Source organism: Sulfitobacter sp. TBRI5, from assembly GCF_051013555.1.
Lineage (GTDB): Bacteria > Pseudomonadota > Alphaproteobacteria > Rhodobacterales > Rhodobacteraceae > JL08.
The window spans coordinates 581,479-606,114 of sequence record NZ_CP112884.1 but is presented as its reverse complement, the minus strand read 5'-3'; the positions used below and the strand labels follow the sequence as shown (position 1 = coordinate 606,114).

General features: G+C 57.1%; 30 protein-coding genes. 26 read left to right on the top strand and 4 right to left on the bottom strand.

The genetic code is table 11. The annotated features are described in order from the left end of the window. The first annotated feature begins 101 nt into the window (after positions 1-101). The 18 genes from OLX72_RS03060 (at position 102) to OLX72_RS02975 (ending at position 15,958) form a co-directional block, all read left to right on the top strand. Positions 102-1,250 (top strand): ABC transporter ATP-binding protein, encoded by a 1,149-nt coding sequence (locus OLX72_RS03060; RefSeq protein ID WP_433989798.1) that lies wholly within the window; start codon positions 102-104, stop codon positions 1,248-1,250. Positions 1,251-1,284: 34 nt separating this feature from the next. Further along, a complete protein-coding gene (locus OLX72_RS03055; protein WP_433989797.1) occupies positions 1,285-2,442 on the top strand; it encodes an ABC transporter substrate-binding protein in 1,158 nt (385 codons plus the stop codon). Between the two features lie 24 nt (positions 2,443-2,466). Next, entirely contained in the window at positions 2,467-3,318 is an 852-nt protein-coding gene (locus OLX72_RS03050; protein ID WP_433989796.1) for an ABC transporter permease, read from the top strand. Between the two features lie 6 nt (positions 3,319-3,324). After that, positions 3,325-4,137, top strand: coding sequence for an ABC transporter permease (locus OLX72_RS03045; RefSeq protein ID WP_433989795.1), 813 nt, complete (start codon positions 3,325-3,327; stop codon positions 4,135-4,137). A gap of 27 nt (positions 4,138-4,164) precedes the next feature. Next, positions 4,165-4,923: an SDR family NAD(P)-dependent oxidoreductase gene (locus OLX72_RS03040; protein WP_433989794.1), complete on the top strand. Its 759-nt coding sequence runs from the start codon at positions 4,165-4,167 to the stop codon at positions 4,921-4,923. Between the two features lie 100 nt (positions 4,924-5,023). Beyond that, positions 5,024-5,443: an Rrf2 family transcriptional regulator gene (locus OLX72_RS03035; RefSeq protein WP_433989793.1), complete on the top strand. Its 420-nt coding sequence runs from the start codon at positions 5,024-5,026 to the stop codon at positions 5,441-5,443. Positions 5,444-5,470: 27 nt separating this feature from the next. Continuing rightward, positions 5,471-5,704 carry a hexameric tyrosine-coordinated heme protein gene (locus tag OLX72_RS03030; RefSeq protein ID WP_433989792.1) on the top strand — a complete coding sequence of 78 codons (234 nt, stop codon included), beginning with the start codon at positions 5,471-5,473 and terminating at the stop codon, positions 5,702-5,704. Further along, positions 5,701-5,973 (top strand): DUF6522 family protein, encoded by a 273-nt coding sequence (locus OLX72_RS03025; protein ID WP_433989791.1) that lies wholly within the window; start codon positions 5,701-5,703, stop codon positions 5,971-5,973. The genes OLX72_RS03030 and OLX72_RS03025 overlap by 4 nt, the downstream gene beginning before the upstream one ends. 3 nt (positions 5,974-5,976) lie before the next feature. Then, positions 5,977-6,432: a YbaN family protein gene (locus OLX72_RS03020; protein ID WP_433989790.1), complete on the top strand. Its 456-nt coding sequence runs from the start codon at positions 5,977-5,979 to the stop codon at positions 6,430-6,432. Positions 6,433-6,592: 160 nt separating this feature from the next. Beyond that, positions 6,593-7,066: a DUF2946 family protein gene (locus OLX72_RS03015; RefSeq protein WP_433989789.1), complete on the top strand. Its 474-nt coding sequence runs from the start codon at positions 6,593-6,595 to the stop codon at positions 7,064-7,066. Continuing rightward, positions 7,063-9,243 carry a 4Fe-4S binding protein gene (locus OLX72_RS03010; protein ID WP_433989788.1) on the top strand — a complete coding sequence of 727 codons (2,181 nt, stop codon included), beginning with the start codon at positions 7,063-7,065 and terminating at the stop codon, positions 9,241-9,243. Before OLX72_RS03015 ends, OLX72_RS03010 begins: the two co-directional genes overlap by 4 nt. A gap of 21 nt (positions 9,244-9,264) precedes the next feature. After that, complete coding sequence (gene nosZ / locus OLX72_RS03005; protein ID WP_114868962.1) at positions 9,265-11,178, top strand: TAT-dependent nitrous-oxide reductase; 1,914 nt, start codon at positions 9,265-9,267, stop codon at positions 11,176-11,178. Between the two features lie 3 nt (positions 11,179-11,181). Next, positions 11,182-12,441, top strand: a complete 1,260-nt coding sequence (locus tag OLX72_RS03000; RefSeq protein WP_433989787.1) for a nitrous oxide reductase family maturation protein NosD — start codon at positions 11,182-11,184, stop codon at positions 12,439-12,441. Continuing rightward, positions 12,431-13,330: an ABC transporter ATP-binding protein gene (locus tag OLX72_RS02995; protein ID WP_433989786.1), complete on the top strand. Its 900-nt coding sequence runs from the start codon at positions 12,431-12,433 to the stop codon at positions 13,328-13,330. Before OLX72_RS03000 ends, OLX72_RS02995 begins: the two co-directional genes overlap by 11 nt. Continuing rightward, entirely contained in the window at positions 13,327-14,151 is an 825-nt protein-coding gene (locus OLX72_RS02990; protein ID WP_433989785.1) for an ABC transporter permease, read from the top strand. Before OLX72_RS02995 ends, OLX72_RS02990 begins: the two co-directional genes overlap by 4 nt. Next, entirely contained in the window at positions 14,148-14,663 is a 516-nt protein-coding gene (locus OLX72_RS02985; protein WP_433989784.1) for a nitrous oxide reductase accessory protein NosL, read from the top strand. The genes OLX72_RS02990 and OLX72_RS02985 overlap by 4 nt, the downstream gene beginning before the upstream one ends. Then, positions 14,660-15,565, top strand: coding sequence for an FAD:protein FMN transferase (locus OLX72_RS02980; RefSeq protein ID WP_433989783.1), 906 nt, complete (start codon positions 14,660-14,662; stop codon positions 15,563-15,565). Before OLX72_RS02985 ends, OLX72_RS02980 begins: the two co-directional genes overlap by 4 nt. Before the next feature lie 201 nt (positions 15,566-15,766). Then, the gene (locus tag OLX72_RS02975) at positions 15,767-15,958 is read left to right on the top strand and encodes a PLD nuclease N-terminal domain-containing protein (RefSeq protein ID WP_114872070.1); all 192 of its coding nucleotides are present in this window, start codon (positions 15,767-15,769) and stop codon (positions 15,956-15,958) included. A gap of 31 nt (positions 15,959-15,989) precedes the next feature. Here the strand turns inward: OLX72_RS02975 and OLX72_RS02970 are convergent, their stop codons facing one another. Both OLX72_RS02970 and OLX72_RS02965 read right to left on the bottom strand, forming a co-directional pair. Further along, positions 15,990-16,364, bottom strand: a complete 375-nt coding sequence (locus OLX72_RS02970; protein ID WP_433989782.1) for a phage holin family protein — start codon at positions 16,362-16,364, stop codon at positions 15,990-15,992. Positions 16,365-16,368: 4 nt separating this feature from the next. Beyond that, positions 16,369-16,704 carry a DUF883 family protein gene (locus tag OLX72_RS02965; protein WP_433989781.1) on the bottom strand — a complete coding sequence of 112 codons (336 nt, stop codon included), beginning with the start codon at positions 16,702-16,704 and terminating at the stop codon, positions 16,369-16,371. Positions 16,705-16,881: 177 nt separating this feature from the next. Here OLX72_RS02965 and OLX72_RS02960 point away from each other — a divergent pair, with 177 nt between their 5' ends. Together OLX72_RS02960 and OLX72_RS02955 are read left to right on the top strand one after the other, a co-directional pair. Continuing rightward, complete coding sequence (locus OLX72_RS02960) at positions 16,882-17,055, top strand: DUF1328 domain-containing protein (protein ID WP_114868969.1); 174 nt, start codon at positions 16,882-16,884, stop codon at positions 17,053-17,055. Positions 17,056-17,134: 79 nt separating this feature from the next. Further along, positions 17,135-17,632: a Dps family protein gene (locus OLX72_RS02955; RefSeq protein ID WP_433989780.1), complete on the top strand. Its 498-nt coding sequence runs from the start codon at positions 17,135-17,137 to the stop codon at positions 17,630-17,632. 86 nt (positions 17,633-17,718) lie between these two features. Here OLX72_RS02955 and OLX72_RS02950 read toward each other — a convergent pair whose 3' ends face one another. Then, positions 17,719-18,534 carry a response regulator gene (locus OLX72_RS02950; protein ID WP_114868971.1) on the bottom strand — a complete coding sequence of 272 codons (816 nt, stop codon included), beginning with the start codon at positions 18,532-18,534 and terminating at the stop codon, positions 17,719-17,721. Positions 18,535-18,627: 93 nt separating this feature from the next. Here OLX72_RS02950 and OLX72_RS02945 point away from each other — a divergent pair, with 93 nt between their 5' ends. The 6 genes from OLX72_RS02945 (at position 18,628) to OLX72_RS02920 (ending at position 23,596) form a co-directional block, all read left to right on the top strand. Next, positions 18,628-18,798: a NepR family anti-sigma factor gene (locus OLX72_RS02945; protein ID WP_162798182.1), complete on the top strand. Its 171-nt coding sequence runs from the start codon at positions 18,628-18,630 to the stop codon at positions 18,796-18,798. After that, complete coding sequence (locus OLX72_RS02940; RefSeq protein WP_433989779.1) at positions 18,795-19,376, top strand: RNA polymerase sigma factor; 582 nt, start codon at positions 18,795-18,797, stop codon at positions 19,374-19,376. The genes OLX72_RS02945 and OLX72_RS02940 overlap by 4 nt, the downstream gene beginning before the upstream one ends. Further along, positions 19,373-21,160, top strand: coding sequence for a sensor histidine kinase (locus OLX72_RS02935; RefSeq protein WP_433989778.1), 1,788 nt, complete (start codon positions 19,373-19,375; stop codon positions 21,158-21,160). Before OLX72_RS02940 ends, OLX72_RS02935 begins: the two co-directional genes overlap by 4 nt. Positions 21,161-21,223: 63 nt before the next feature. Beyond that, entirely contained in the window at positions 21,224-22,786 is a 1,563-nt protein-coding gene (locus tag OLX72_RS02930; protein ID WP_433989777.1) for a phospholipase D family protein, read from the top strand. Positions 22,787-22,893: 107 nt separating this feature from the next. Next, the gene (locus OLX72_RS02925) at positions 22,894-23,094 is read left to right on the top strand and encodes a CsbD family protein (protein ID WP_114868975.1); all 201 of its coding nucleotides are present in this window, start codon (positions 22,894-22,896) and stop codon (positions 23,092-23,094) included. 4 nt (positions 23,095-23,098) lie between these two features. Beyond that, on the top strand, positions 23,099-23,596 hold the full coding sequence (locus OLX72_RS02920) for a pyridoxamine 5'-phosphate oxidase family protein (RefSeq protein WP_433989776.1): 498 nt from the start codon (positions 23,099-23,101) through the stop codon (positions 23,594-23,596). Positions 23,597-23,753: 157 nt separating this feature from the next. Here the strand turns inward: OLX72_RS02920 and OLX72_RS02915 are convergent, their stop codons facing one another. After that, positions 23,754-24,554, bottom strand: coding sequence for a PRC-barrel domain-containing protein (locus OLX72_RS02915; RefSeq protein ID WP_433989775.1), 801 nt, complete (start codon positions 24,552-24,554; stop codon positions 23,754-23,756). Positions 24,555-24,636: the final 82 nt, after the last annotated feature.

The window sequence follows — 24,636 nt, the reverse complement described above, 5'->3', positions numbered from 1 at the left end:
GCCGGACCCTCGCTCCCATTTCGTGATATGTATAACAAAAAGAATATTTACATAAAGAGTATATTTTCTTCAAATTAGATCATGAGTGAGATATGTTATAAATGACAAAAGCTGCTGAAATCATCCAAACCGATGGATACGCCGGAAAATCGCCCGAACCGCTTTCCGGTCCGGTGGCCGAACTTCGAAACGTGTCAAAAAGCTATGGCGATGTTCAGGCTGTCCGCCAGTTCGACCTTAGCATTTCACCGGGCGAATTCCTTTCCTTTCTGGGGCCGTCCGGATGTGGCAAAACCACGGCTCTGCGTATGCTTGCCGGGTTCGAATCCCCGACTGCCGGAACCGTTTTGATAGATGGGAAAGATGTGTCAGGGCTGGCGGCCTATCAACGCCCGGTCAACATGGTCTTTCAAAGCTATGCGTTGTTTCCGCACCTCACGGTTGGCCAGAACATTGCTTATGGCCTGAAACAACAGCGGCCCAAACTGGCGTCCGCCTTAATACAGGAAAAAGTGCAGCGTGCGCTGGACACCGTACGCCTGTCGGATTTCAAAGACCGGCGTATCTGGGAAATGTCCGGCGGGCAGCAACAGCGCGTCGCCCTCGCGCGTGCGATCGTCAACGAGCCGAAGCTGCTATTGCTTGATGAACCTCTTGCCGCGCTGGACCGGAAACTTCGGAAAGAGATGCAGATCGAGCTTCAGGATTTGCAACGCCAGTTGGGTATCACTTTCGTCCTTGTCACCCATGATCAGGAAGAGGCGCTGTCGCTTAGTGACCGCATTTGCGTGATGCGCGCGGGAGAGATCGTGCAGATCGGGACGCCCCGCGAGTTGTATGATCGCCCCCAAAGCAGATATGTGGCCGATTTCGTCGGAACATCGAACTTCTTCGACGGCAAGATTGCGTCGGTCACAGGCCAAACAGGGCAAGTATCCCTGGCTGACGGGCGCAGCTATGATGCGGTCAGCACAGGGGCTTTCGCCAAAGGCGAAGCAGCCTGTGTCAGCATCCGCCCCGAACAGATCCTGATGAGCAACGTCGAAGCGCCCGGAACGCTTCAAGTTACGATCCAGAACCGGATTTTTCTGGGTGAACATACAGAATACCTTGTCCGGCACGCCAAGCTTGGCAGCATCGCCGTTATGGCACCGCGCCAATCCCACAGCAGTTTGGACACGTTACAGAAAGGCGATAGCGCATGGGTCCACTGGTCCCCTGATGCCGCTTTGATCCTGAAGAATGACTAAGACCAAGAATCCAATCAACAAGGAGAACTGAACAATGTCAGAAGATACCTCAATCTCGAAAAAGAAGTTCATGGAAGAACTGCGCCGCTACCAGAAAGGCTCGGTCACGCGGCGGCATTTCCTTGGCGTTACAGGTCTGGGCGCTGCGTCTGCAGTGATCGGAACGGCGCTGCCGGGCCTTCGGGCAAACCCGGCCTATGCGGCTGGCGATATTGGTGATCGTGTCGTATTGGCCACTTGGCCAAACTACCACGATCAGGCGAATTTCGACATGTTCACCGAACAGACCGGTGCGTTCATGCAAGTGAACGTCTTTGGTTCGAACGAAGAAATGCTTGCGAAGCTTCAGGCTGGCGGCAGCGGTTGGGATGTATTTGTTCCAACGAATTACACGATCACGACCTATGTCGAAGAAGAATTGATCGAACCTCTCGATGTGTCCAAGTTGCCCAATTACGATGCCAGCGCATTTGATCCCCGTTTTTCCGATGCGGGTACCGTAGACGGTGTTCTTTATGCTGTTCCAAAGAACTGGGGCACAACCGGATTTGCGCTGAATACCAGCCACACCGGTGGCAATGGAATGGACAGCTGGAAGGACTTTTTTGACCGGACCATGGATGATTTCTCGGGCCGGACAATGGTGCATGACTATCAGCTGACCACGATCGGGGCCGCCCTGAATTACCATGGTTATTCGTTCAACTCGGTTGATGAAAGTGAACTGGCAGACGCGGAAAAACTGCTGATAGCAGTCAAACCGCATCTTTTTGCAATATCTTCCGATTATCAGCCTGCAATGCGTTCAGGCGATGCCTGGATGACGATTTGCTGGACAGGTGATGGTAAGCAACTGAATACCGACATCCCCGAAATCCAGTATATCCTGGGCAAAGAGGGCGGCGAATTGTGGAGCGATTATTACGCAATTCCCAAAGGCGCGCCCCATACGGAGGCCGCCTATGCGCTGATCAACTTCATGCTGGATCCCGAAGTCAACGCGCGTGAAGTGCTGGCACACGGGTATCCGGTCGCGGACAGTCGCACCAATGAACTGTTGCCCGAGGAGATTCTGAACGATCCGATCCTCTATCCGGCAGCAGAGTTGTTGAATGCTCTTGAATTTGGTGCCGCTGCCACCCTGACCGATCCCAATCGTGCCGAACTGATGGCGCGGTTCAAATCGGCCTGATCCAGAACAAGAAAGCGGCAGCTTATGACCCAGCGCGCAAGAAATTGGTTGTTGGTCGCCCCGGCGGGCGCCTGGCTGCTGGTAATGCTGGTGCTGCCGCTTTCTGTCGTATTTGTTTTCAGCTTCGGTGAACGCGCGCCTTCGGGCGGATATGTACCGGCGTTTACCTTTGAACAATATGCCAACTTGCCAGCGCGGTTCACGGCGTTCAAAAACACGCTGATGCTGGCGCCACTGGGCACACTGGCGGCGCTGCTGATAGCATATCCCTTGGCCTATCAGCTTGCGGTGCGTACCAGCGATAAATGGAAAACACTGCTGCTGGTACTGGTTATCGTACCGTTCTGGACGTCAATCCTGATCCGCAGCTACGCGTGGATTTTTATCCTTGGCGGGCGTGGTATTCCTGCACTGCTGGATATCGTCGGTCTGGAAGGCATCCGCCTTATCAATACGCCATTCGCGGTTTTGGTGGGGATCATCTATGGTTACCTGCCGCTGATGGTCTTTCCAATCTACGTCAGCCTTGACAGGTTGGACAAACGCCTGCTCGAGGCATCCTCGGATCTTGGTGCACCTCCGCTTAGGACATTCCTTTCGGTGACACTTCCGATGTCCCTATCGGGTATCGCCACTGGGTGCATGCTCGTGTTCATCCTGCTGATGGGAGAGTTTCTGATCCCGGCACTGCTGGGGGGCGGCAAGGTGTTTTTCGTCGGCAACGCGCTGGTTGACCTGTTCCTGCAATCGCGCAACTGGGCTTATGGATCTGCGGTCGCCGTGATGCTGATCGTGATCATGCTAGTGACGGTCACCCTTTATATGCGTCTGATTTCGCGGCTGAATGTTCAGCGCGACGATGCTCCGCTGATGTGAGGCGACATGCGCATATACGCTATCTGTGTTTACATCTTTCTTTATACGCCCATCGCAATCATCGCGTTGTTCAGTTTCAGCGCGGGGCGCAGTGCCAGCCAGCTAGAGGGCCTGTCTGTCCAGTGGTACGGACGTGCGTTGAACAATCCTTTTGTCATGGATGCACTTGGAAACAGCCTGTTCGTCGCCTTCGTCTCGGCCACGCTGGCCAGCATACTGGGTACATTGGCTGCGGTGGGATTGCAGGGTATTCGCGGCCCTGCACGGGCCTTCTTTGATGCGCTTATCTATATAGCTGTGATGATCCCGGGTATTGTGATCGGTATCGCGACCCTGATCGCTTTGGTGACTGTCTTTGGTGTCGTGAACCCGTGGCTGGCGGCGGTGTGGCCCACCACTGCATCGGCGCCAACGCTTTCGATGGGAATGGGCTCTTTGATCGCGGCGCACACGATGTTTACCCTGGCGCTTGTGGTGATCATTGTGCGTGCCAGACTGGCCGGGTTGGAAGGGGCGCTGAACGAGGCGTCGGCGGATCTTTACGCGACGCCCTTTGGAACGTTCCGCCAGATTACACTGCCGCTGATTGCGCCGGCCATCCTTGCTGGTTTTCTGCTCAGTTTCACCTTCAGTTTTGACGATTTCATCATTGCCTTTTTCGTAGCCGGATCGGAAACGACACTACCGATCTATATCTTTTCGTCCATTCGGCGCGGCATCACCCCGGAAGTGAATGCCATCGGGACCATGGTAATGCTTGTCTCGCTGATCATGCTTGTGATCGCGCAGCTTATTCTGCAGCGCGGGGCAAAAAGATGACCTTTTCTGTTTCGAAAGGAATTCGGTTTGCTGCTTGAGAACAAGGTTGCTTTTGTCACCGGTGCTGGATCCGGCATCGGTGCGGCCGGGGCGCAGGCGATGGCCCGCGAAGGAGCATATGTATTTGTAACGGACTGCAACGCATCCTCTGCGCAGTCATTGGTGAAAACCATAATCGCGGCAGGGTATGCCGCCGAAGCGATCCATCTGGATGTGACCGACGATCAGGCCCTGATCGCGTCTATCGAAAATGCAGCCCGATCCAAAGGCCGTCTGGATATTTTGCATTCCCATGCCGGCCTTCAGGTTGAAGGCAAACTTGAGCAAGTGGCGGTTGCCGACATGGATGCATCTTGGGCGCTGAACGTGAGGGCGCATTTTGTCGCGGCGCAAGCCGCTATTGCCCCCATGCGCGCGCAGGGAGGCGGAAGCATTATCATCACCTCGTCAAATTCCGGAGTACAGTACGACCGTGAAATGATCGCCTATGCCACCACCAAACATGCGGTGTTGGCGATGACACGCCAGATGGCGGCCGATTACGCCAAGGAAAACATTCGTTTCAATTCGCTGTGCCCCGGATTTATCGATACGCCGTTCAATCGCGGGTTTGAAATCCAGATGGGCGGGCGCGACAAGCTGGAAGATTATGTACACGCAACCATACCGATGGGCCGTTTTGGCACCGTGGAAGAGATCGCAGCCGGTATCGTTTTTCTGGCGTCGGACAATTCCTCGTTCATGACGGGGCACGCATTGGTCATTGACGGCGGCGAAAGTATTTGAACGGGCGCTGACCTGACCAAAGACGGCATATTTTACTTGTCCGTCTCAGCGTATCTGTTAATAGGTATTTTAAATACCCATTGAGACCAGAGGATATCTGATGCGTCTGACAACATTTACCGACTATGGTTTGCGCATGCTGATGCGAATGGCCAGTGCACCGGAGCGCGCGTTTTCCACCGCCGAGCTGGCAGAGGAATTCGGGCTGTCACGCAACCATCTGAGCAAGATCATGCAGCGTCTGGCCCGTGCGGAAATCGTCAGGACAAGACGCGGCGGCGGTGGCGGGGCCGTGCTGGCGCAACCGGCGGATCAATTGCGCTTGGGCACCATTGTTGCAGTGCTGGAAAAAGACCAGCCGATCGTCGAATGTTTCGGGTCCGCGCACAGTGATTGCACGATCAGCAGGCGATGCCGATTGAAGGTGCGTCTGCGTGCAGCCGAGCAGGCGTTTCTTGCCGATCTCGATCGTTCCACACTTGCCGATATTACACTTGCCGACAGTTTAACACCGGCCTGAACCCTGACAAAAACGGAAGGATAAACCATGTCTGAATGGCTCCCGACTTTGATCACACAAACCCCGCAAGCAGGTTATGAACTGGCGATCAAGCTTTCGCGTGTTACGGTCAAGCTGACGCAGCCGGACGCGGAAACGCGAGAGCGCCTGCGGCCTGAATATGCCGAAGATTCGGATGCCCTGATCGCGGCAAGCCATGTTGTCGCCACCCATTTCGCGACCGTGGCGGCAGCCAACAACTACTGGAAAGATATGCCGTGACAAATGTTGATGTTGGCAGTGACGGGTTCATTGTGGATGCGGGTCTGGTGGCCAAAGCGTTCGCTCTTTCCGAAGCTGATGTTCAGAAACTGATGAAATCCGGTGGCATGATGTCGCGGTGCGAAAAGGGCGTTGATGAAGACGAAGGGCGCTGGAGGTTGACGTTCTTTCATCAAGACCGGGCGTTGCGGCTTACCCTGGACGGAAGCGGGCAAATACTCAGCCAATCGACGTTCAATGCGCCGCGTCGCAATGCAGGGACGAAATAGACTATGGATTTGCAGCGGGATCAGATTGCTGCCTTTGCGTGTCCCCAAGACCGCCAACCCGGACGTTCCGAATGCCGGCCGGAGTTGATCCGTCAGTGCGGTTTTGTTCGGCGACTGGCGTGGCAGGTTTTGGGTGGCGCAGCACTTGGGCTTGCTGTTTTGGGCGTGGTTCTTCCGGTGTTGCCTACAACGCCATTTGCAATTCTTGCTGCATTTGCGTTTTCGCGAAGCGTGCCGTCCCTGCAAATGCGGCTGGAAAACAGTCGCGCCTTTGGGCCGGCCATCGCTGACTGGAAAGCGCGAGGCGCCATTGCGCCGCGCTATAAACGCATCGCCATGGCCATGATGTGTTTCGCCTTTGGCTTGTCTGTCGCGATGACTGTCCCGATCAGCATTCTTGCTGTGCAGGCGGTTTGCCTGATCGCAGCGGCGATATTTATTCTAAGCCGCCCCAACTAGACTGTCGGCAAATTGGGCCTGTGCAAGGTTTCCTACGACCGCACGGCCTGGGGCAAACCAGAAAATCAATCGACTTCGACCTGACAAAAATCAAGGCTCGTCCGGATTCGCGGCTGTAGATTGTGATCATCTTTTGATCGATCAAGGCTCTCTCCCGCTCATGTCCCTGAAATCTGGCTTCCACTACGCATTGAACCGGCGCGCCCGGTTCGGCAGCCGTTATGGGGCTGCTGCCGGGATATTCCTGTTGCTGGTGCAACTGTTTTCACCGCTGGTCGCGCAAGCGTCGAACGGTGGCGTCTGGATGACGATTTGCAGCGAGTTTGGCGCAGTCGAGGTGCTGGTCGAAACCGATGCCAGCCAAGACAGAAACGTGCCGGACTGCCCGGATTGCCCGGTTTGCGCCTTGTGTGCGTTGAGTCAGGCTGTTGCGCCAGAGCAGAAAAGCGAATTTGGCCCGTTTGGTGCGATGGCATTGCAGCTGACGCCCAAAACGCCCGACCCCGTTGTAAGAAACACTGCGCAATTCTGGCCCGATAGCCGCGGGCCCCCTATGGGCAAAGCAGAAGCAGCCTATCAACCAAGTTGCGCGCCCATGGTGTCGTCAACCCAAGAAGTGGGAGCGGCAACATGACAGCCATGCGTGCCACAAGAGGCTGGTTTACAGCCCTGATAATCATCATTTTGGCATTTTTTGCCGCGACCCTGCCAGCCCAAGCAGAAACACTGGCCAGCTTCCTTCCAAAACTTGATCCCGCCCAGATGCATCCGGAGGCCGACGCCTTTGGCCCGGTGCGTGATGATATCGCCGTGGCACCGGTCCTCAAGGGTGGCGAAACCGTCGCCTGGGCCTTTTTGACATCCGATTTTGTCGGCACGACTGGGTATTCGGGCAAGCCGATCCATGTGGTTGCGGCAATTGATGCAGACGCGGTTCTGACGGGCGTAGAACTGGTCAAGCACTCTGAACCTATCGTGCTGATCGGTATTCCCAATTCGAAGATAACGGCGCTGACCGAAGGTTACAAAGGTCTTGATCTCAAGGCCGAAGCCGCATCGGGTGGTGATGCGCATGATCTGGATATCATCTCTGGTGCGACAGTGACGATCATGATCATCGACGACAGTCTTGTGCGCGCCGGGATCAAGGTTGCGCGGGCGTTGGCGCTGGGCGGGCTTGCACCGCATCAGGCCGAAGGACCACGGCGCGAACTGGATATGGCGCAGGATGAGACTTACGACTGGGCCACCCTGTCCGGTGACGGATCGGTGCGCCGCCTGACGCTGGACGTTGGGCAGGTGAACGCTGCGTTTGAGGCAACGGGCGATGCCCGTGCCATCAAACGCCCGGAACCGGGCGATGCGGACGAAACCTTTATCGACATGCATCTGGCGCTTGTTTCGGTGCCGTCGATCGGCCGGTCGCTGCTGGGAGACGCCGAATACAACAACCTGAAAAACTGGCTAGAAGACGGCGAACACGCCATTCTGGTGCTTGGTCGCGGCTCTTATTCGTTCAAAGGCTCTGGGTATGTCCGGGGCGGCATTTTCGACCGGATTCAGATGATCCAGGGCGATAATTCGGTTCGTTTCTTTGACAAACAACAAAGACGTCTGGGCAGTCTGGCGGCGCCGGATGCACCCAGTTTTACAGAACTTGATATCTTCAAAATCCCTGCCGACGCGGAATTCGATCCGACCGAACCGTTTCGCCTGCAACTTTTGGTGCAGCGTGCCATCGGCGCGGTTGAAAAGACGTTTCTGACATTTGATCTGGGCTATACCCTGCCCAAGAAATATCTGTCGCCGCTGCCCGCGACCGCCGCACCGCTGGTCGAAGATGCCAGCGCCGAAGCAGCGGCCAAGGCGGCGCTGTGGCAACGCATCTGGCGCGACCGGATTGTCGAAATCGTGATCCTTGGCGTGATGCTATTAACGCTGACGGGTATCTTTTTCTTCCAGTTTCAGGCGACCGCCAACCCGCGCGTGTTCTATTGGGTGCGGATCGGATTTCTGACGATGAGCCTGTTTTTCATCGGCTGGTATGCCAATGCGCAATTGTCGGTCGTCAACCTGATGGCGCTGGCCGGATCTCTGCGCAGCGGTTTCACATGGGATGCCTTCCTGCTTGATCCGCTGGTTTTCATCCAGTGGTTCGCTATCGCCGCGGCCCTGCTGTTCTGGGGCCGGGGGGCCTATTGCGGCTGGTTGTGCCCGTTTGGTGCGCTGCAGGAACTTACCAACCAGATCGCGCGCGCGCTGAAACTGCCCCAATGGGAAGTGCCCTGGGGTCTGCACGAACGTCTGTGGCCAATCAAGTACATGATATTCCTGGGCCTCTTTGGTGTGTCGCTGGCATCGATCCCGCTGGCAGAACAGCTGGCCGAAGTGGAGCCCTTCAAAACGGCGATCATTCTGAAATTCGTGCGCGACTGGCCGTTTGTCGTGTTCGCCGTCAGCCTTCTGGTCATCGGCCTGTTCGTGGAACGGTTTTACTGCCGCTACCTTTGCCCGCTGGGCGGTGCGCTTGCGATCCCCGCACGGATGCGGATGTTTGATTGGCTGCGCCGCTACAAGGAATGCGGCAGCCCGTGCCAGACCTGTGCCAACGAATGCCCGGTTCAGGCAATCCACCCCACCGGCGAAATCAACCCCAACGAATGCGTCAACTGTCTGCACTGCCAGGTGCTTTACCAGTCTGATGCCAAATGCCCGGTGGTGATCCGGCAACTGAAACGACGCGCCGCTGTCGGAAAGGTCAGCGACGATATTCTGAAAAAAGGCCCGCCCCAAAAGCTGGCTGAAACCTAAACTTCAAAGGAGGACTACATAATGTCAAAATCTTTCAAGGAACTTGCCCTGACACGGCGCGCCATGCTGGGCGCGACCGCAACGGGCGCAATGCTGGCCGGAACCGGCATCGGCGGCAGCCTGATGAACAGTGCGGGCACCGCGGCGCAGGCATCGGGCAAGATCAACCTCGAACCCGGCGAGCTGGACGAGTATTACGGCTTCTGGTCATCCGGCCAGACCGGCGAACTGCGCATTCTGGGCTTTCCGTCCATGCGCGAACTGATGCGGGTGCCGGTGTTCAACCGCTGCTCGGCCACCGGTTGGGGCCAGACCAACGAAAGCCTGAAGGTGCTGACCGAGGGCCTGCTGCCCGAAACCAAGGAATTCCTCGCTGCGAATGGCAAAGTTACCTATGACAACGGCGACTTGCACCATCCGCACATGTCCTTCACCGACGGTACCTATGACGGGCGCTATCTGTTCATGAACGACAAGGCCAACACGCGCGTTGCCCGTGTGCGCTGTGACGTGATGAAATGCGACAAGATCATCGAAATTCCGAACGCGCATGACATTCACGGCATGCGCCCGCAGAAATATCCGCGCACCGGTTATGTTTTTGCCAATGGCGAACACGAAGCGCCGCTGGTCAACGACGGCAAAGTGCTGGACGATCCGTCGCAATACGTGAACATCTTCACCGCCATCGACGGTGACGAAATGACCATTTCGTGGCAGGTGATCGTGTCGGGGAACCTTGACAACACAGATTGCGACTATCAGGGCAAATACGCCTTTTCGACCAGCTACAACTCGGAAATGGGTATGAATCTGGCCGAAATGACATCTAACGAGATGGATCATGTGGTCGTGTTCAACATCAAGGCAATCGAGGAAGGCGTGGCCAATGGCGATGTGCAGGTTCTGAACGGCGTGCCTGTGATTGACGGGCGCAAGGGCCAGAACAAGAACTACACACGCTACATCCCGATCCCGAACAGTCCGCACGGCTGTAACACCGCGCCTGACGGCAAGCACGTCATGATCAACGGCAAGCTGTCACCGACAGTTTCGGTGATCGACGTGACCAAGGTTGATGCCCTGTTCGAAAGCGATGCCGACCCCAGATCGTGCATCGTCGCAGAGCCACAGCTGGGTCTTGGGCCGCTTCACACCGCGTTCGATGGCAAGGGCAACGCCTTTACCACGCTGTTTCTGGACAGCCAGATCGTCAAGTGGAACATCGACAAGGCGTTGCGCGCCTATGCTGGCGAAGATGTCGATCCGATCGAACAGAAGGTCGATGTGCATTACCAGCCCGGTCACAACTCTACCTCGATGGGCGAAACCAAAGAGGCCGATGGCAAGTGGCTGATTTCGATGAACAAGTTCTCGAAAGACAGGTTCCTGAACACAGGGCCGCTGAAACCCGAAAATGAACAGGTGATCGACCTGTCCGAAAGCGAGTTGCGGGTTGTCCATGACGGGCCAACCTTTGCGGAACCACATGACAGTATCATCGTGCGGGCGGACATCGTGAATCCTGTCGATGTATGGGATCGTGCCGATCCGATGTGGGAAGATGCCCGCAAACAGGCCGAAGCCGATGGCGTCGATCTGGATTGGGGACATGAAGAGATCATTCGCGACGGCAACAAGGTCCGGGTCTATATGTCCTCGGTCGCACCGGAATTCTCGATGGAGAAATTCACCGTGCAGGAAGGCGATGAAGTCACAATCTATGTCACCAACATGGACGATGTTGACGATGTCACCCACGGGTTCTGTCTGGCCAACTTTGGCGTCGCAATGGAAGTCGGGCCGCAGGCGACAGCATCGGTGACCTTCACCGCCGCAAGACCGGGTGTGCACTGGTATTATTGCCAGTGGTTCTGCCACGCGCTGCACATGGAAATGCGCGGCCGCATGTTCGTCGAACCGCGGGCAAGCTGAATCATGCGCTGGCCCCTGACTTTTGCATTGGTTCTGACTGCTTTGCCGCTTTGGGCGGCCGAGTGGGATGTACCGGCGCGCACGGGGGCCATCGCTGAAACTCTGACCCGGGCCGCACCGGGCGACACTTTGCTCTTGCGGCCCGGCACCTATTTCGAAACCGTTGTGCTGGACAAACCCGTCACGCTTGACGGGCGGGGCCACGCCACGCTGGACGGCGGCGGACACGGCAGCGTTGTCACCGTGACGGTGCCCGATGTGGTGGTACAGGGTCTGACCATCGTGGGGTCCGGATCTGACCACGAAACCATCGATTCCGGTGTGCAGCTTACAGCTGGTGCAACCGGCGCCATTATCCGCAACAACGTTTTGCTGGGCAATCTTTACGGCGTCGACATCCATGGCGCGCGCGATGCCCGGGTCGCCGACAACCGAATAGAAGGCCGACAGGATCGTCGCATGAACGACCGTGGCAACGGCATCTATGTCTGGAACGCACCGGGCGCAGTGGTTGACGGCAACGACGTACGCTGGGGGCGGGATGGTATTTTTGTCAATTCATCCAAGCGCAACATTTTCACCGGCAACCGCTTTCGCGATCTGCGTTTTGCCGTGCATTACATGTATGCGAACCAATCCGAAGTGTCCGGAAACGTGTCGATCGGCAACGATCTGGGCTATGCGGTGATGTTTTCCAAGCGTGTCAAGGTGACCAATAACCTGTCACTGAACGACCGCGAACATGGCATCATGATGAATTACACCAACAATTCGGAAATCACCGGTAACGTCGTTCGAAACGGAAAAAACCGCTGTGCGTTTCTGTACAATTCCAACAAGAACACCTTTTCCGGCAACTGGTTTGAACGCTGTGATATCGGCATTCATTTCACCGCCGGATCTGCTGACAATGAAATCACTGGCAATGCCTTTGTCGGCAACCGGACGCAGGTGAAATATGTCAGCACCAAATGGGACGAATGGTCAAAAGACGGGGAGGGCAATTTCTGGAGCGATTTTGCCGCCTATGATCTGGATGGTGACGGTGTCGCTGATACCGCCTATCGTCCGAATGACAGTATGGATCACGTTTTGTGGACGCAGCCCGCTGCCAAGTTGTTGCTTGGCTCGCCCGCAGTCCAGTTGGTCAGATGGTCACAGGCCGCATTTCCGGCCCTGCTGCCCGGCGGGGTGATCGACAGTTTCCCAAAAATGAACGCTGACATGCCGGCGGTAAATGAACAGGTGCCCAATGAAGGATGAAACGCTGATAATCCGGTCAGTCTGTAAAACGCGCGGAAAGATGCAGGTGCTGAACGACATTGATCTGCGTGTTGGCGCGGGTGAACGTGTGGCTTTGCTGGGGCACAACGGCGCTGGCAAATCAACTCTGATCAAGCTGATCCTTGGCCTGACATCTCTGGACAGCGGCGAAATTTCGATCAACGGGGCCCGCCCCGGAAGCAGCGCGGGTCGCGCCGCTGTCGCCTTTCTGCCCGAGTCTGTGAATTTCCATCCGACGCTGACAGGCCGAGAGCAACTGACTTTGTTCGCGCGCCTGACAGGCGGCCCCAAGCCCGATATCGAAGCGCTGTTGCAGCGGGTCGGGCTGGCCGGCGCCACCGACAACCGCATCGGGACCTATTCCAAGGGCATGCGGCAGCGTCTGGGTCTGGCCCAGGTTCTGCTTGGCACACCCAAAGTCGCATTGCTGGACGAACCGACCAGCGGGCTTGACCCGATTTCGCGTCAGGACCTTTATGCCATTATCGATGAACTGGCGGCGCAAGGCACCGCTGTCCTGATCGCCAGCCACGCCCTGACCGAGGTCGAGGCTCAGACGGACCGCATTGCGATTCTGCGTCAGGGCGTCAAGGTTGCGGATGACACGCTGGCCAACCTGTCGCGTGTGGCAGGCCTGCCAACGCGGCTGCGCATTCTGGCGCGGGACGGGCAGGCGGACCAGATCGCACATGCGACTGGGGGCACGCGGATCAACGGCGCATCGGTCGAGCTTTACTGTCAGGCGGACCGCAAGATGGAAGAACTGCGCCGGATCGCGGCGATGGGCGACACGGTGGCCGATATAGAAATGATCCCGCCGCGCCTTGAAGACTTGTACCGCCACTATGCAAAAGGGGAAAACACATGATCCCAAGGGTTTTTGCCATTGCCAGCGCCGAAATGCTGATCCTGCGGCGCAACTGGTGGCTGGTGCTGGCCACCGCGATTATGGTTCTTTTCGCTTTGGCGCTGACCTTTGCCGGGTCCGCGCCGACGGGTACGCTTGGCGTCGATATGCTGACGGTATCTGTATCGTCGATGACCACGCTGGCCGTATACCTTGCGCCGCTTCTGGCGCTGATGATCGCATTTGACACGATCGCCGGAGAGCGTGACCGCGGCACACTGGGTTTGCTGCTGGCCTATCCGGCCGGGCGGCGCGAGATTTTGATCGGCAAGTTTCTGGCGCATCTGGCTGCCCTCGGGATTGCGACCTGCATTGGCTTGGGCAGCGCGGGTGTTGTTGCTGCACTGGCGGGCGGAGCTGGAAGCGAAAGTGTGCTGGCCCTGTTCCGTCTGGTCGTGACGGCCACGCTGTTGGGAGCGGTGTTTGTCCTGCTTGGGTACGCGCTGTCGTCACTGGCGAAATCGCCCGCTGCCGCTGCCGGTCTGGCTGCCGGGCTTTGGCTGGTGTTTGTGGTTCTGTTTGATCTGGGCCTGTTGGGCGCGGTGGTTCTGGATGACGGTGGCGTCTTTACCCAGAAGATTTTTCCATGGGTTATGGTCGCAAATCCGGCAGATGCGTTCCGGGTCTGGAATGTAGCTGCCTCTGACGGTGTGGCGCTTGCAAGTGGTATGGCCGGAGCGGCGCAGATGCTACCGGTCTGGGCCGCCCCCCTGTCGCTGTTAAGCTGGCCGCTTCTGGGGTTCGGATTGGCCTGCGCTGCCTTCAGACGGGTCGAGCCATGAAACACCTGATCCTGATCCCGATACTCGCATTTGCCGCCTGCAAGGAAGAGACAATCGCCATTCCTGATCCGGTTCCACTGACCCAGGAAGCGCTGAGTTATTTCTGCCAGATGAATATTTCCGAACATGGCGGGCCAAAAGGACAGATCCATCTGGCCGGAATGGAGCAGCCGATTTTCTTTGCTCAGGTGCGCGATCTAATCGCCTATGTCAAAAGCCCGGAGAGGGACGCCCCGATCAAGGTGGTTTATGTCAGCGATATGGGCGTGGCACCATCCTGGGACCAGCCCGGTATCGGCAACTGGATCGTGGCTGACACCGCGGTTTTTGTGGTCGGTGCGGGGGTTGCAGGTGGGATGGGCGCGCCGGAAATCGTGCCGTTCGCCGATGCGACTGCGGCCGAGGCGTTCATTGCCACCTACGGAGGCGAGGCGGTGACTTTCGGATTAATACCAGACGACGCGGCCCTTGGGCCGGTCGACCTTGAACAGCCACTGGAGACACCCGCATGACCCAGACACTGTCCCGCCGCCGGTTTCTGACCATTTCCGCGGCCTGCACATTGTGTGCCACGCAAGTTCGGGCCACAGAAGTTGTTCGCTGGCAGGGCCGCGCCCTTGGCGCTGGCGCCTCGATGCAGTTAAGCGGGCTGTCCCAGCATCAGGCGCACCCGGTAATCCGCGTGGTCGAGCAGGAATTGAACCGGCTGGAAAACATCTTCAGCCTGTATCGTGACGAATCCGAAATCGTCAGGCTCAACATCAGCGGGCAACTTGCTGCGCCCTCGGCCGATTTGTTGCATGTGCTCAGCCTGTCCGGGTCGATGAATGCGGCAACCCTGGGTGCATTTGATCCCACCGTTCAGCCGGTCTGGCGTGCCTTGGCCACGGGCGATGATCCTGCATCGGCACGATCTGCGGTTGGATGGCAGCATGTTAGATTCGATGCCGGCATGGTGCGCTTCACGCGTGCGGACATGGCGCTGACCCTGAACGGGATTGCCCAAGGCTATATCACTGACCGGATTGCGGCATTGCTGCGTGATCGCGGGCTGGACAATGTGCTGATCGACATGGGTGAAATCGCCGCGATAGGCTCAAGACCCGATGGCCGTGACTGGCGGGCGGGGGTCAGCCAGCCTGACGGCAGGATTGTGCACCATGTGGCGCTGCGCGATCGCGCAATTGCAACTTCGGCCCCCGATGGAACGATTTTCCCAACGGCGGTTAACGCAGCTCACATCATTGATCCGACAGCAACATCGAACGGTGCGCAACACAAGCTTGTTTCGGTCAGCGCCCCGTCTGCCGCTGTGGCAGACGGGCTGTCGACAGCCTGTTGCCTGCTGGATGCAGGTGCCGCGCGCGCTGCGGTAGCGGCCTTTTGCGGCGCTGAAATCGAAGTCATGCTATAACAGACAAACGGTTTGCCGGAACATATCGGGAAGGCGGGTCGCTTTTCCCCGCACCAATTGGCATGGAACCCAAGGGACAGACTGCGCGTTGTCACAGGGATGTGCCGGACAAAAGCAAAGCGAACTACCCTGCATCACATGCGGCGTGTTTCACCTTCTGGTCCGATGCAACAAAGCCATTCGGCAAAAAAGGAGAAGAAAATGGTGGAAATCACTGGAGTTGGCGGACTGATTGTTCTGGTTCTGGACATCTGGGCCATAATATCAATCGTCGGATCGGGCGCATCGACGGGCAAGAAGGTGCTTTGGACCTTGCTGGTGCTTATTCTGCCGATCCTCGGGTTCATTATCTGGCTGTTCGCGGGTCCGCGTTCTACGCCGGGTCGCGCCTGACGTGCCAAGCGGATGGACCGCATTGATCTGATCAATGCGGTCTTTTTGCGCGCCGCTGGTCCGCGGATAATCCGGCATTCAGGCCAAATACAAATGCTTCGGCCAAAGTCGGCAGGTCCGCTGCACGTTTTGCGTTTTCGGTGCTGTGCGATGTGGCTGTTGACGCAGGTGCCTGTTCGGATGAAGACAGGACAATGCCAATGCAAACCAATCCGACGCCTACATAGGCGCTGCCGATAACTGTCGCCGCGAACAAGGGCGACTGCATTTGCGCCAGAAGCATCCACGCTGCAGAGGTCAGAAATCCTGCGCCCACGATGATAAGGGCCGTTGCGCCTGCCCCTAACGCGGCGCGCCGGGCCGCATGGGCCGAGCGCGCCTTGAGATGATCAATAACTCCGGTCATGTCTTTACCGGCGCTGGGACATGAGGCCAAAAAGAAAGCCCAGCCCTGCTGCCATTCCAAGCGCGACAGCCGGTTTCCTGTGAACGAACTCACCGGCCTGCGCACCCAGATGTTCTGCCTGTGCGTTCAGATCCGCGATATGTTCCGAACCCTTGGCCTTGGCGTCGGCCACACGTTCCTTGGCGGCGGCGCTCAGATCATTGCCTTGCGCCTTTGCCATATCACCCAGCGATTGCGTGATCGAGGCGATGTCGGCTTTCAGAGTTTCAAGCTGTGCCCCCAGATCTTCGGCTGTCGGGGCCGAAGCAGAACCATTTGATTTCTTTTGCGTGCTGGCCATGATGATCTCCTTTTCATTTTCAACTGTCATTTCTCACAGCCAACGCAGACGGGACAATAAAGTTCCGCCGGTTGCCCAACCATTCTTTTTGCCGTTCTGCGGAACTTCGCGGTGCATCGCACGTTGATAGGGCAGTGAGCGCCAGAGAGGCGCATATTATATGAAAGGAACCAAGACATGCTTTATTGGGCCGTAGTTTTCTTTGTCGTTGCCCTGATCGCCGCCGTTTTCGGATTTGGCGGTATCGCGACAGCCTCAGCCGGGATCGCACAGATCCTGTTCTTCATCTTTCTGGCGTTGTTCGTCATTGCCATGGTCGCCCGTGCGCTGCGCGGCAACACCCCGCGCTAGAACAACACCACTTTCCCTAATTACTGTCCTTTGGCCCAGCCGGAGGCAAACCAGAGTTTAACCAAAAAGGAGTTTCATCATGGCAGATGCCCTCACGGTCGTTCCCGAAGAAAACGAAGTCGGCACAGGTGTCAGGGATACCGCACCGGTGGCCGCAGCGTTGTCGGATACAGTAATCGACACCTATCGGCTGATCTTCAAGACCCACGCCTATCACTGGAACGTGGAAGGTGCGCTATTCTATTCGATCCACAAGCTGACGGAAGAACAGTACGAAGAGATGTTCGGTGCCGTTGATGTGATGGCCGAGCGTATCCGCGCTCTAGGCAAGCTGACGCCAATGTCCTTCGCGACACTTGCCCATGACAGTGTGATTGACGATCTGGATCAGACACCATCCGCACGCGAAATGGTCGAAGATCTGGCCAAGGATCACGCGCGCCTGGCACACCGGATGCATGCCGCCATCAAGATCGCGGAAAAAGAACATGACGACGTGACGGCGGATCTTCTGACAGCGCGGTCGGCGTTTCACGAAAAGGCCGCCTGGATGCTGCGCGCCATCGCCGCGGAATAAGAGCTTGATCGGGGCCGGATCCCGTCCCTTTTTCCCGGCCCCTTCTACCTGACCCTGCCGTATCCTTCGGCAGGGTCTTTTTTTTGTCAGCCCGCCTTCAGCGTTTCGGTTGACGAAAAGAACAGCGCCTGCCCGACCGCCGAGCGCACCTGATCTTCGGAATAGGGCTTTGCGATCACAAAGGCGGGTTCCGGGCGCTCACCGGTCAGCAACCGTTCGGGAAACGCGGTGATGAAGATCACCGGAATCTGGCCGATCTGTTCAAGCAGATCGTTGACCGCATCAATCCCGGACGAGTTGTCCGCCAGCTGGATATCGGCAAGGATCAGATCGGGCGCCTCGGCAAGCCCAAGCTTCAGCGCACCTTTCTGGGTGCGCCCGATGCCGGTCACGTGATGGCCCATTGAGGTGACGATGTCGTGGATGTCCATTGCGATAATGGCCTCGTCCTCGATCACCAGAACCTTGCCGGCGACGCTTGCGTCAATCTCGCGGCGGGCAAGATCAATAAGGTATTCCACCTGATCCTGCGATATCTGCATGATCTGCGCGATGTCGGGAACGCTGAACTGTTCAACGCTGTTCAGCAGCAGCGCCTGCCGCGTGTCAGGCGCCAGCACACCGATATGGCTGTGCACCGCCTGTTCCAGCCCCTGTTCCGGCGCATCGGCGGGCGCGCCGGCACTATTCCAGACAAGATGGAAGGCGCGAAACAGGGCGACGCGTGCGGGTAAACCGGTTTCGAACACGGATCGGTCGTGCAGGATCGCCTCAAGCGTGGCGGCTGCGTAGGCATCGCCGGTGGTTTGTGTGCCGGTTAATGCGCGCGCGTAGCGCCTGAGATAAGGAAGATGTGCCGCAATCTGTGCTGTCACATCGTTCTCTGGTTCCGTGGTTTTCATTAACCCTCCAAATTTTTCATGACTTCGCGGGAACCAACGCGCAAGTTGGGCGTTAGGTTCCATGTAACTTCAAAAAAGGTAGCACGTGTATTCATGACCGGGCCAACAGATAAAGACGGCGGCGCCGACAAAAAAAGCGCCGGGCAAAAGGATCAGATCGGCGAGAACCTCAAGCGCGTCTATGATGATATCATAGATGAAGAGGTTCCCGAAAGGTTCAAGATTTTGTTGCGCCAGTTGAAAGAGCAAGGCGGTGACAAATGAACGTTGCGCTGTCTGAAGACGATCCCGCCCGGCTTGATCCGCGCGACGAGATCGCCATACACCTCAAATCGATGCGGGCCTTTGCCCTGTCCCTGACCCGCGATGTGTCCCGCGCCGACGATCTGGTTCAGGATACCGTCGTCAAGGCGTGGACCAATATCGACAAGTTCCAGCCCGGCACGAACATGCGCGCCTGGCTGTTCACGATCCTGCGCAACACGTTTTATTCCGAACGCCGCAAGGCCAAACGCGAAGTCGCCGATATTGACGGTGTGCTGACGGACCAGATCGCGGAAAAACCGGCCCATGACGGGCGTCTGGCCATGGCCGATTTCCGCAAGGTGTTCGAACAACTGCCCGATGAACAGCGCGAGGCTCTGATGTTGGTCGGGGCACAGGGATTTTCCTATATCGATGCGGCACAGATGTGCGGGGTGGCCGTGGGCACCATCAAAAGCCGGGTCAACCGCGGCCGTAAAACCCTGGCAGAGTTGCTGAAGCTAAACGATGACGATGCGCTGGAACTGACCGATCAGGCTACAATCGGCGTCATCGCAAGCAACCCAAGATCCGGATGAGCGAGGATCACAGCCAAGGGCAGGCGACGCCCCTGAACGCCTTGGCGGGTGCCGCGCCGGAAGAGGCCAGCGGCCCCGCCCGATCGCTATCGGTGCGTGTCGCGATCCTTTTGACGTTGGCGTTGTTGCCGCTTGGTTTGCTGGCAGTTGCACAAACGCAAAAGGCGATCACCGCCGCCCGTCAGACCTATCAGGCCAGTTTGCAGGCGCAGACCTCGGATATCGTCAGACCGGAACGTGAAATGATCATTGCCGCCTTTGGTGCGGCCAACGGGCTGGCCGATGCGGTCGCGGTTCTTGATCCGGCTGCAACAGATTGTGTTGCGCTGATGCAGCGTGCGGCCCGTAGCACGCCGCACACCCTGTTCGTCGGCTTTACCAATTCAGACGGACTTTCGGTGTGCAACAATTTCGACAAGCGCTATGATTTTTCCGATAACCCGTCCTCGAAAGAGCTGTTTGAAAACCCGCAGGAACGGGTGTCTTTCAATCCGTCAGGCGAAGTGACGGGTGTTCCCGTGATCATTGTCATTCAGCCTGTCTATGGAAAGGAACAGGATTTTCTGGGGTTCGTATCATTGTCTTTTTCCGGACAGCCGATGGTGCGGGAACGCAACAGGATCGATATCGCGCGGGAAGCGACCGTTGTGACCTTCAATGCCGAAGGAACGATACTGACCTCGGATGTTCCCAAAGAGGAGGTTTCGCAACTGTTGCCCGTGGACCGGTCCCTGGCTGAACTGGTCGGCCTGCCAAGACAGGCCTTCACCGCCCCGACAGTTCAGGGAACCAAACGCGATTTTGCCCTTGTCCCGATTATCCCGGGAGAGGCCTATGCGCTGGGTGTCTGGAAACCTGAGACGCCACTGGTGCAAAGCGTCAAATACGAGTCTGCAACGATCATGTTCCCGATCCTGATGTGGATCACCAGCCTGTTGGTCGGGTTGATGGCGATCCAGCGTCAGGTGATCCGCCCGTTGCGCAGGCTTGGGCGCAGCATGCATGATTTCGCCGACAAGCGGATTGCGTTTCGAGGTGACGCACTGAACGATTCACCGGCCGAGATTCAGCAGATCGCACACACCTTCCATAGCGTTGCATTCAAGCTTTTGCATGACGAAGCCGATCTGGAAAACCGGGTTTTTGAACGCGAAGTGCTGCTGAAGGAAGTGCATCATCGGGTCAAGAACAACCTGCAACTGATATCTTCGATCCTGAACCTGCAGTCACGCCAGGCCACATCGAAAGAGGCGCGGGATGCGCTGCGCACGGTGCAAGACAGATTGTCAAGCCTCGCCACCGTGCACCGGGCACTCTATCAGACAACCGAACTGTCGAATGTGCGGATTGATGTGCTTCTGGAAAGCCTGTTTTCCCAGTTGCTTGCGATCGGGTCCGAAACAATGCGCGGGATCAAACTGACCACTGATATGGATCCGGTGACGCTGGTGCCCGATCAGGCCAGCCCGTTGGCGATGCTTGCAACCGAAGCATTCACAAACGCGCTGAAATACTCAGGGAAAAACCGCGACGGAGAATTGTTTATCAATGTTCGCCTGAAACAAACCGACACGGCGGACGGGGCTGACATTATCCTTGAACTTGCCAATTCCGTTTCCGAGGAAGTCACGGATCAGGGTGCTGTCCGTCTGGGGCGCAAATTGATCCGGACGTTTTCCCAGCAATTGGGGGGCACGGCGGAACAATCACTGGAAAACGGGCGTTACGTGTTCGTTGTGACGTTTCCGTTCGAGGCATTCCAGCCCGAGGATGAAAACGCCTGATTTCCGATCGAACTGTCGGGTCATCGGACTGGTCCAAGATTTTGTTTCATGTCAGGTTGGCTTATGAATTCCTCAGATATCTCTTTGAAAGCGCCGGTTACGCATGTGCGTCTTCTGATCACCGCCGAGGAAGCCTATCCGGCGATGGAGCAGGCGTTTCTTGAAGCACGCGAGGAAATCTGGGCCGGCTACCGCATCTTTGATCTTTCCACGCGGTTGCGCAGCAAGGCGGCGCAACGCATCGGAACAGACTGGTTTGATCTGATGGTGCATGTGCTGAAACGCGGCGTGGCGGTGCACATGGTTCTGTCGGATTTTGATCCGGTTGTCGGGCATGACCTGCATTGTACCTCGTGGCGGTCGCGGCGGGCTTTTGTTGCCGCCGCCGAAGTGGCGGGGCCACGTGCACGTTTGCGCGTCATCAATGCGCTTCACACGGCCCGCGCCGGGCTGTTGCCCAAAGCGCTGTTGTGGCCGGGCATGTACAAAAAGTTGCGTGAACATGCCGATAGGCTGAACGCAATGGACGAAGATTCAAGAGAACGGGTGCTGGAATGCAGCCCCGGTCTGCGCGTTTTGCTGAGGCGGAAGAACGATGACGTATTGTCCGCACGCCCCTGGCCCCCTTGTGAGATCGTGCCCGCAACCCACCACCAGAAAATGGCAGTGTTCGATCGCAAGACCTTGTGCATCGGCGGGCTTGATCTGGATGAACGGCGCTATGATGATTTGTATCATCAAAGGCAGCGTGATGAAACATGGCACGATGTGCAGATGATGTGCGAAGGGGCGGTTGTCAAAGACGCCCAGAAGCATCTGGAGGATTTTCTGTACATGGGAGTCGGCGCGAAAGCCGCGCCATCCAACAGCCGTTTTCTGACCACGCTGTCGGTGCCGCGCAAAATGAATTTTCCGTATTTGTCGCCGCATCCCGTGGCAACAGGGCTGGCGCAAACGCACCATCGTCTGGCCCGAGAGGCCCGCAACCTGATCTATCTTGAAACCCAGTACTTTCGGGATCAAAAGTTTGCAAAAACGCTGGCACGGGCCGCTCGTTTGCGCCCCGAACTGTCGCTGATCCTGATCCTGCCCGCGGCCCCTGACGATGTGGCCTTTGAAGGTTCGACGTCGACGGATGCACGTTATGGCGAAAACCTACAGGCAAAATGTCTTGCCACGCTCAAGGCGGGGTTCGGGGATCGTGTGGTGATCTGTTCGCCCGTGCGCCCGCATACATCGTCCACCGGGGATCGGGATGAACTGTGCGGATCGCCGATCATCTACGTGCATGCAAAAGTGTCTGTTTTCGATGAAGACGCGGCGATCATATCTTCGGCCAACCTGAACGGACGCAGCTTTTACTGGGATACCGAAGCCGGCGTACTGATCGAGGATACCGCGACCGTCCGGGCGATAAGGCAACGTGTGTTCGGCCACTGGCTGGGGCAAGACGCTGGGCCGGAATTCTATGATCCGCTAAGGGCGGTGGTCGCGTGGCGCAATTTGGTGGAACAGAATGCAACCTGCGCGCCGGACAAACGCACCGGCTTTCTGGTGCCCCATGATACGCAACCCGCCGAACAGTTCGGTCGCGCGATGCCGGGTTTGACCGAAGACATCGTCTGATCCCGATCGCGCCCCTAGCATTGGTCTGGTGTTTCGCTTTGGCGGGAACCACGCAAGCGGGTTGTGCGTTGATCTTTCAGAGTTATCCAAATGAAAGGAGATCAGTCATGAACCGCGATCAAATAGAAGGAACGTGGAAGCAGATTAAAGGTGCAGTCAAAACCCAGTGGGGTGAACTGACGGACGATGATCTGCAGCAGGTTGATGGCAACCGCGACAAGCTGGTTGGCAAAATTCAGGAACGCTATGGCAAGACCCGCGAACAGGCGGAACGTGAAGTCGATAGCTGGTCCATGACGGAAAGCTGAAGCCATGCCTGATACATATCGCACAGAAAACGAACCGAAATCAGAATTGTTCGATCAGCTGTCGCATGTGCGTGCCGGAATGCTTGGGATAGAAGGGTCGGGCGCGCATATGCGCCCGATGACCCATTTTGCCGACGCGGGCAAAGCTGTCTTGTGGTTTATCACGTCGCGTAAAACTGATCTTGCAGCCCAGGTGGGGCAGGGCGCAACAGCGCATTACTGCCTTGTGGGCGAAGACACAGGATATTTTGCGTGTCTGCGCGGAGCCATCCGGCAAAGCGACAATTCCGAAATGCTGGACGAGTTGTGGAACGCGGTTGCGGCCGCGTGGTTCACAGGGCGCGATGATCCGGATCTGTTGTTGCTGGAAATGTCGCTGCGTGATGCCGAAGTCTGGAGCGCGACCGACAGCCGCTTTCAGTTCGGGCTTGAAATAGCCCGTGCCAATCTGGACAAGGACGCAAAGCCCGATATCGGCGCACATACTGTCGTCCGGTTCTGAAAACACTTCTTTTGCAGATTGCCACCCGGCTTGGGATTTGACCCCGAGCCGGGTGTTTTTTTTATCTGCAGGAAACCAGACGCGAAAAAGGGGGCACGGATATCGGCGCACCCTGTTGTTTGTCTTTGATGCAAACGTGTCGCCACGTCCCTAAAATTCAGCTTTCACCTTTCCAGGTGCGCATATCGTCCAGCTGATCTTCTGTCATATCGACATAGGCACGCAATGTGTCCTCTGCCTCGATGCGGCGCAGGTCGACCTGATCCACACTCAGCGCAACGGGTTTTTCACCGATGCCAAGGAAACCGCCGATGTCGATAATGACCGCATCGATTTTACCATTTTCGGCCAGTGTCAGCTCGCTGACTTCGCCGACCCATTCGTCATTCTTGCCGTATACGGCTGCACCCAGCAGGTCTTCAGTCGTTACGTCGGCAAAGGCGACGGTTGCCGGTTCGGGACGGTTCAGAACCATGTTTTCGGTGCCTCGCATCTCGCCTGCGTTTTCGGCAAGTTCATCGTCAAAGCGGGCGGTTTTCTGGAACATGGCTTCGCCACCATTGTAGACTATAAAAAGCTCTCCGGTGTCGTCTGCATCAGGGGCAAACCACACGTTCTTGATATCGATCCTACGCTCGGTTTCGCCAACACCCAGGAATCCGCTGGCATCCACGATCAGCGCTACGACTTGACCATCTTTTGACAGGACAACGTCGCGGATTTCGCCGGCCATGGTCCAGTTATCCGGTACTTCGGTCAGTGAGGTGCCGGCTGCGTTTGCAGCATCATCCGAGCCGGGCAGATAGATGCGGTGACCAAGCAGGTTGGATGCCTTGATCGTCATGTGGCCCTGGGATTGCATGATGTCGGATTTCGACAGGTCGTTTACCGATTGCTCGGCCGCAACAGGGCCAGAGGCCATCGCGACAAGGGCTGTGGTTATTAAAAGGCGTTTCATTGTGTACTCCTTTCGTGAATTTCCTTTTCAGGCAGGGCGCATCCCTGCTTGATAAATCAACACAGAGCGGGGGTGAAGGTTT

Excerpts from the sequence above, each read along its gene's own strand:
- OLX72_RS03045 (WP_433989795.1), top strand. The coding sequence starts at position 3,325 with ATGCGCATATACGCTATCTGTGTTTACATCTTTCTTTATACGCCCATC.
- OLX72_RS03030 (WP_433989792.1), top strand. The coding sequence starts at position 5,471 with ATGTCTGAATGGCTCCCGACTTTGATCACACAAACCCCGCAAGCAGGT.
- OLX72_RS02965 (WP_433989781.1), bottom strand. The coding sequence starts at position 16,704 with ATGGCCAGCACGCAAAAGAAATCAAATGGTTCTGCTTCGGCCCCGACA.
- OLX72_RS03060 (WP_433989798.1), top strand. The coding sequence starts at position 102 with ATGACAAAAGCTGCTGAAATCATCCAAACCGATGGATACGCCGGAAAA.
- OLX72_RS02975 (WP_114872070.1), top strand. The coding sequence starts at position 15,767 with ATGGTGGAAATCACTGGAGTTGGCGGACTGATTGTTCTGGTTCTGGAC.
- OLX72_RS03055 (WP_433989797.1), top strand. The coding sequence starts at position 1,285 with ATGTCAGAAGATACCTCAATCTCGAAAAAGAAGTTCATGGAAGAACTG.
- OLX72_RS02915 (WP_433989775.1), bottom strand. The coding sequence starts at position 24,554 with ATGAAACGCCTTTTAATAACCACAGCCCTTGTCGCGATGGCCTCTGGC.
- OLX72_RS03015 (WP_433989789.1), top strand. The coding sequence starts at position 6,593 with ATGTCCCTGAAATCTGGCTTCCACTACGCATTGAACCGGCGCGCCCGG.
- OLX72_RS03000 (WP_433989787.1), top strand. The coding sequence starts at position 11,182 with ATGCGCTGGCCCCTGACTTTTGCATTGGTTCTGACTGCTTTGCCGCTT.
- OLX72_RS02955 (WP_433989780.1), top strand. The coding sequence starts at position 17,135 with ATGGCAGATGCCCTCACGGTCGTTCCCGAAGAAAACGAAGTCGGCACA.
- OLX72_RS02930 (WP_433989777.1), top strand. The coding sequence starts at position 21,224 with ATGAATTCCTCAGATATCTCTTTGAAAGCGCCGGTTACGCATGTGCGT.
- OLX72_RS02935 (WP_433989778.1), top strand. The coding sequence starts at position 19,373 with ATGAGCGAGGATCACAGCCAAGGGCAGGCGACGCCCCTGAACGCCTTG.
- OLX72_RS02990 (WP_433989785.1), top strand. The coding sequence starts at position 13,327 with ATGATCCCAAGGGTTTTTGCCATTGCCAGCGCCGAAATGCTGATCCTG.
- OLX72_RS02980 (WP_433989783.1), top strand. The coding sequence starts at position 14,660 with ATGACCCAGACACTGTCCCGCCGCCGGTTTCTGACCATTTCCGCGGCC.
- OLX72_RS03010 (WP_433989788.1), top strand. The coding sequence starts at position 7,063 with ATGACAGCCATGCGTGCCACAAGAGGCTGGTTTACAGCCCTGATAATC.
- OLX72_RS02970 (WP_433989782.1), bottom strand. The coding sequence starts at position 16,364 with ATGACCGGAGTTATTGATCATCTCAAGGCGCGCTCGGCCCATGCGGCC.
- OLX72_RS02945 (WP_162798182.1), top strand. The coding sequence starts at position 18,628 with ATGACCGGGCCAACAGATAAAGACGGCGGCGCCGACAAAAAAAGCGCC.
- OLX72_RS02925 (WP_114868975.1), top strand. The coding sequence starts at position 22,894 with ATGAACCGCGATCAAATAGAAGGAACGTGGAAGCAGATTAAAGGTGCA.
- OLX72_RS02960 (WP_114868969.1), top strand. The coding sequence starts at position 16,882 with ATGCTTTATTGGGCCGTAGTTTTCTTTGTCGTTGCCCTGATCGCCGCC.
- OLX72_RS03035 (WP_433989793.1), top strand. The coding sequence starts at position 5,024 with ATGCGTCTGACAACATTTACCGACTATGGTTTGCGCATGCTGATGCGA.
- OLX72_RS02985 (WP_433989784.1), top strand. The coding sequence starts at position 14,148 with ATGAAACACCTGATCCTGATCCCGATACTCGCATTTGCCGCCTGCAAG.
- OLX72_RS02995 (WP_433989786.1), top strand. The coding sequence starts at position 12,431 with ATGAAGGATGAAACGCTGATAATCCGGTCAGTCTGTAAAACGCGCGGA.
- OLX72_RS03020 (WP_433989790.1), top strand. The coding sequence starts at position 5,977 with ATGGATTTGCAGCGGGATCAGATTGCTGCCTTTGCGTGTCCCCAAGAC.
- OLX72_RS02920 (WP_433989776.1), top strand. The coding sequence starts at position 23,099 with ATGCCTGATACATATCGCACAGAAAACGAACCGAAATCAGAATTGTTC.
- nosZ (WP_114868962.1), top strand. The coding sequence starts at position 9,265 with ATGTCAAAATCTTTCAAGGAACTTGCCCTGACACGGCGCGCCATGCTG.
- OLX72_RS02940 (WP_433989779.1), top strand. The coding sequence starts at position 18,795 with ATGAACGTTGCGCTGTCTGAAGACGATCCCGCCCGGCTTGATCCGCGC.
- OLX72_RS02950 (WP_114868971.1), bottom strand. The coding sequence starts at position 18,534 with ATGAAAACCACGGAACCAGAGAACGATGTGACAGCACAGATTGCGGCA.
- OLX72_RS03050 (WP_433989796.1), top strand. The coding sequence starts at position 2,467 with ATGACCCAGCGCGCAAGAAATTGGTTGTTGGTCGCCCCGGCGGGCGCC.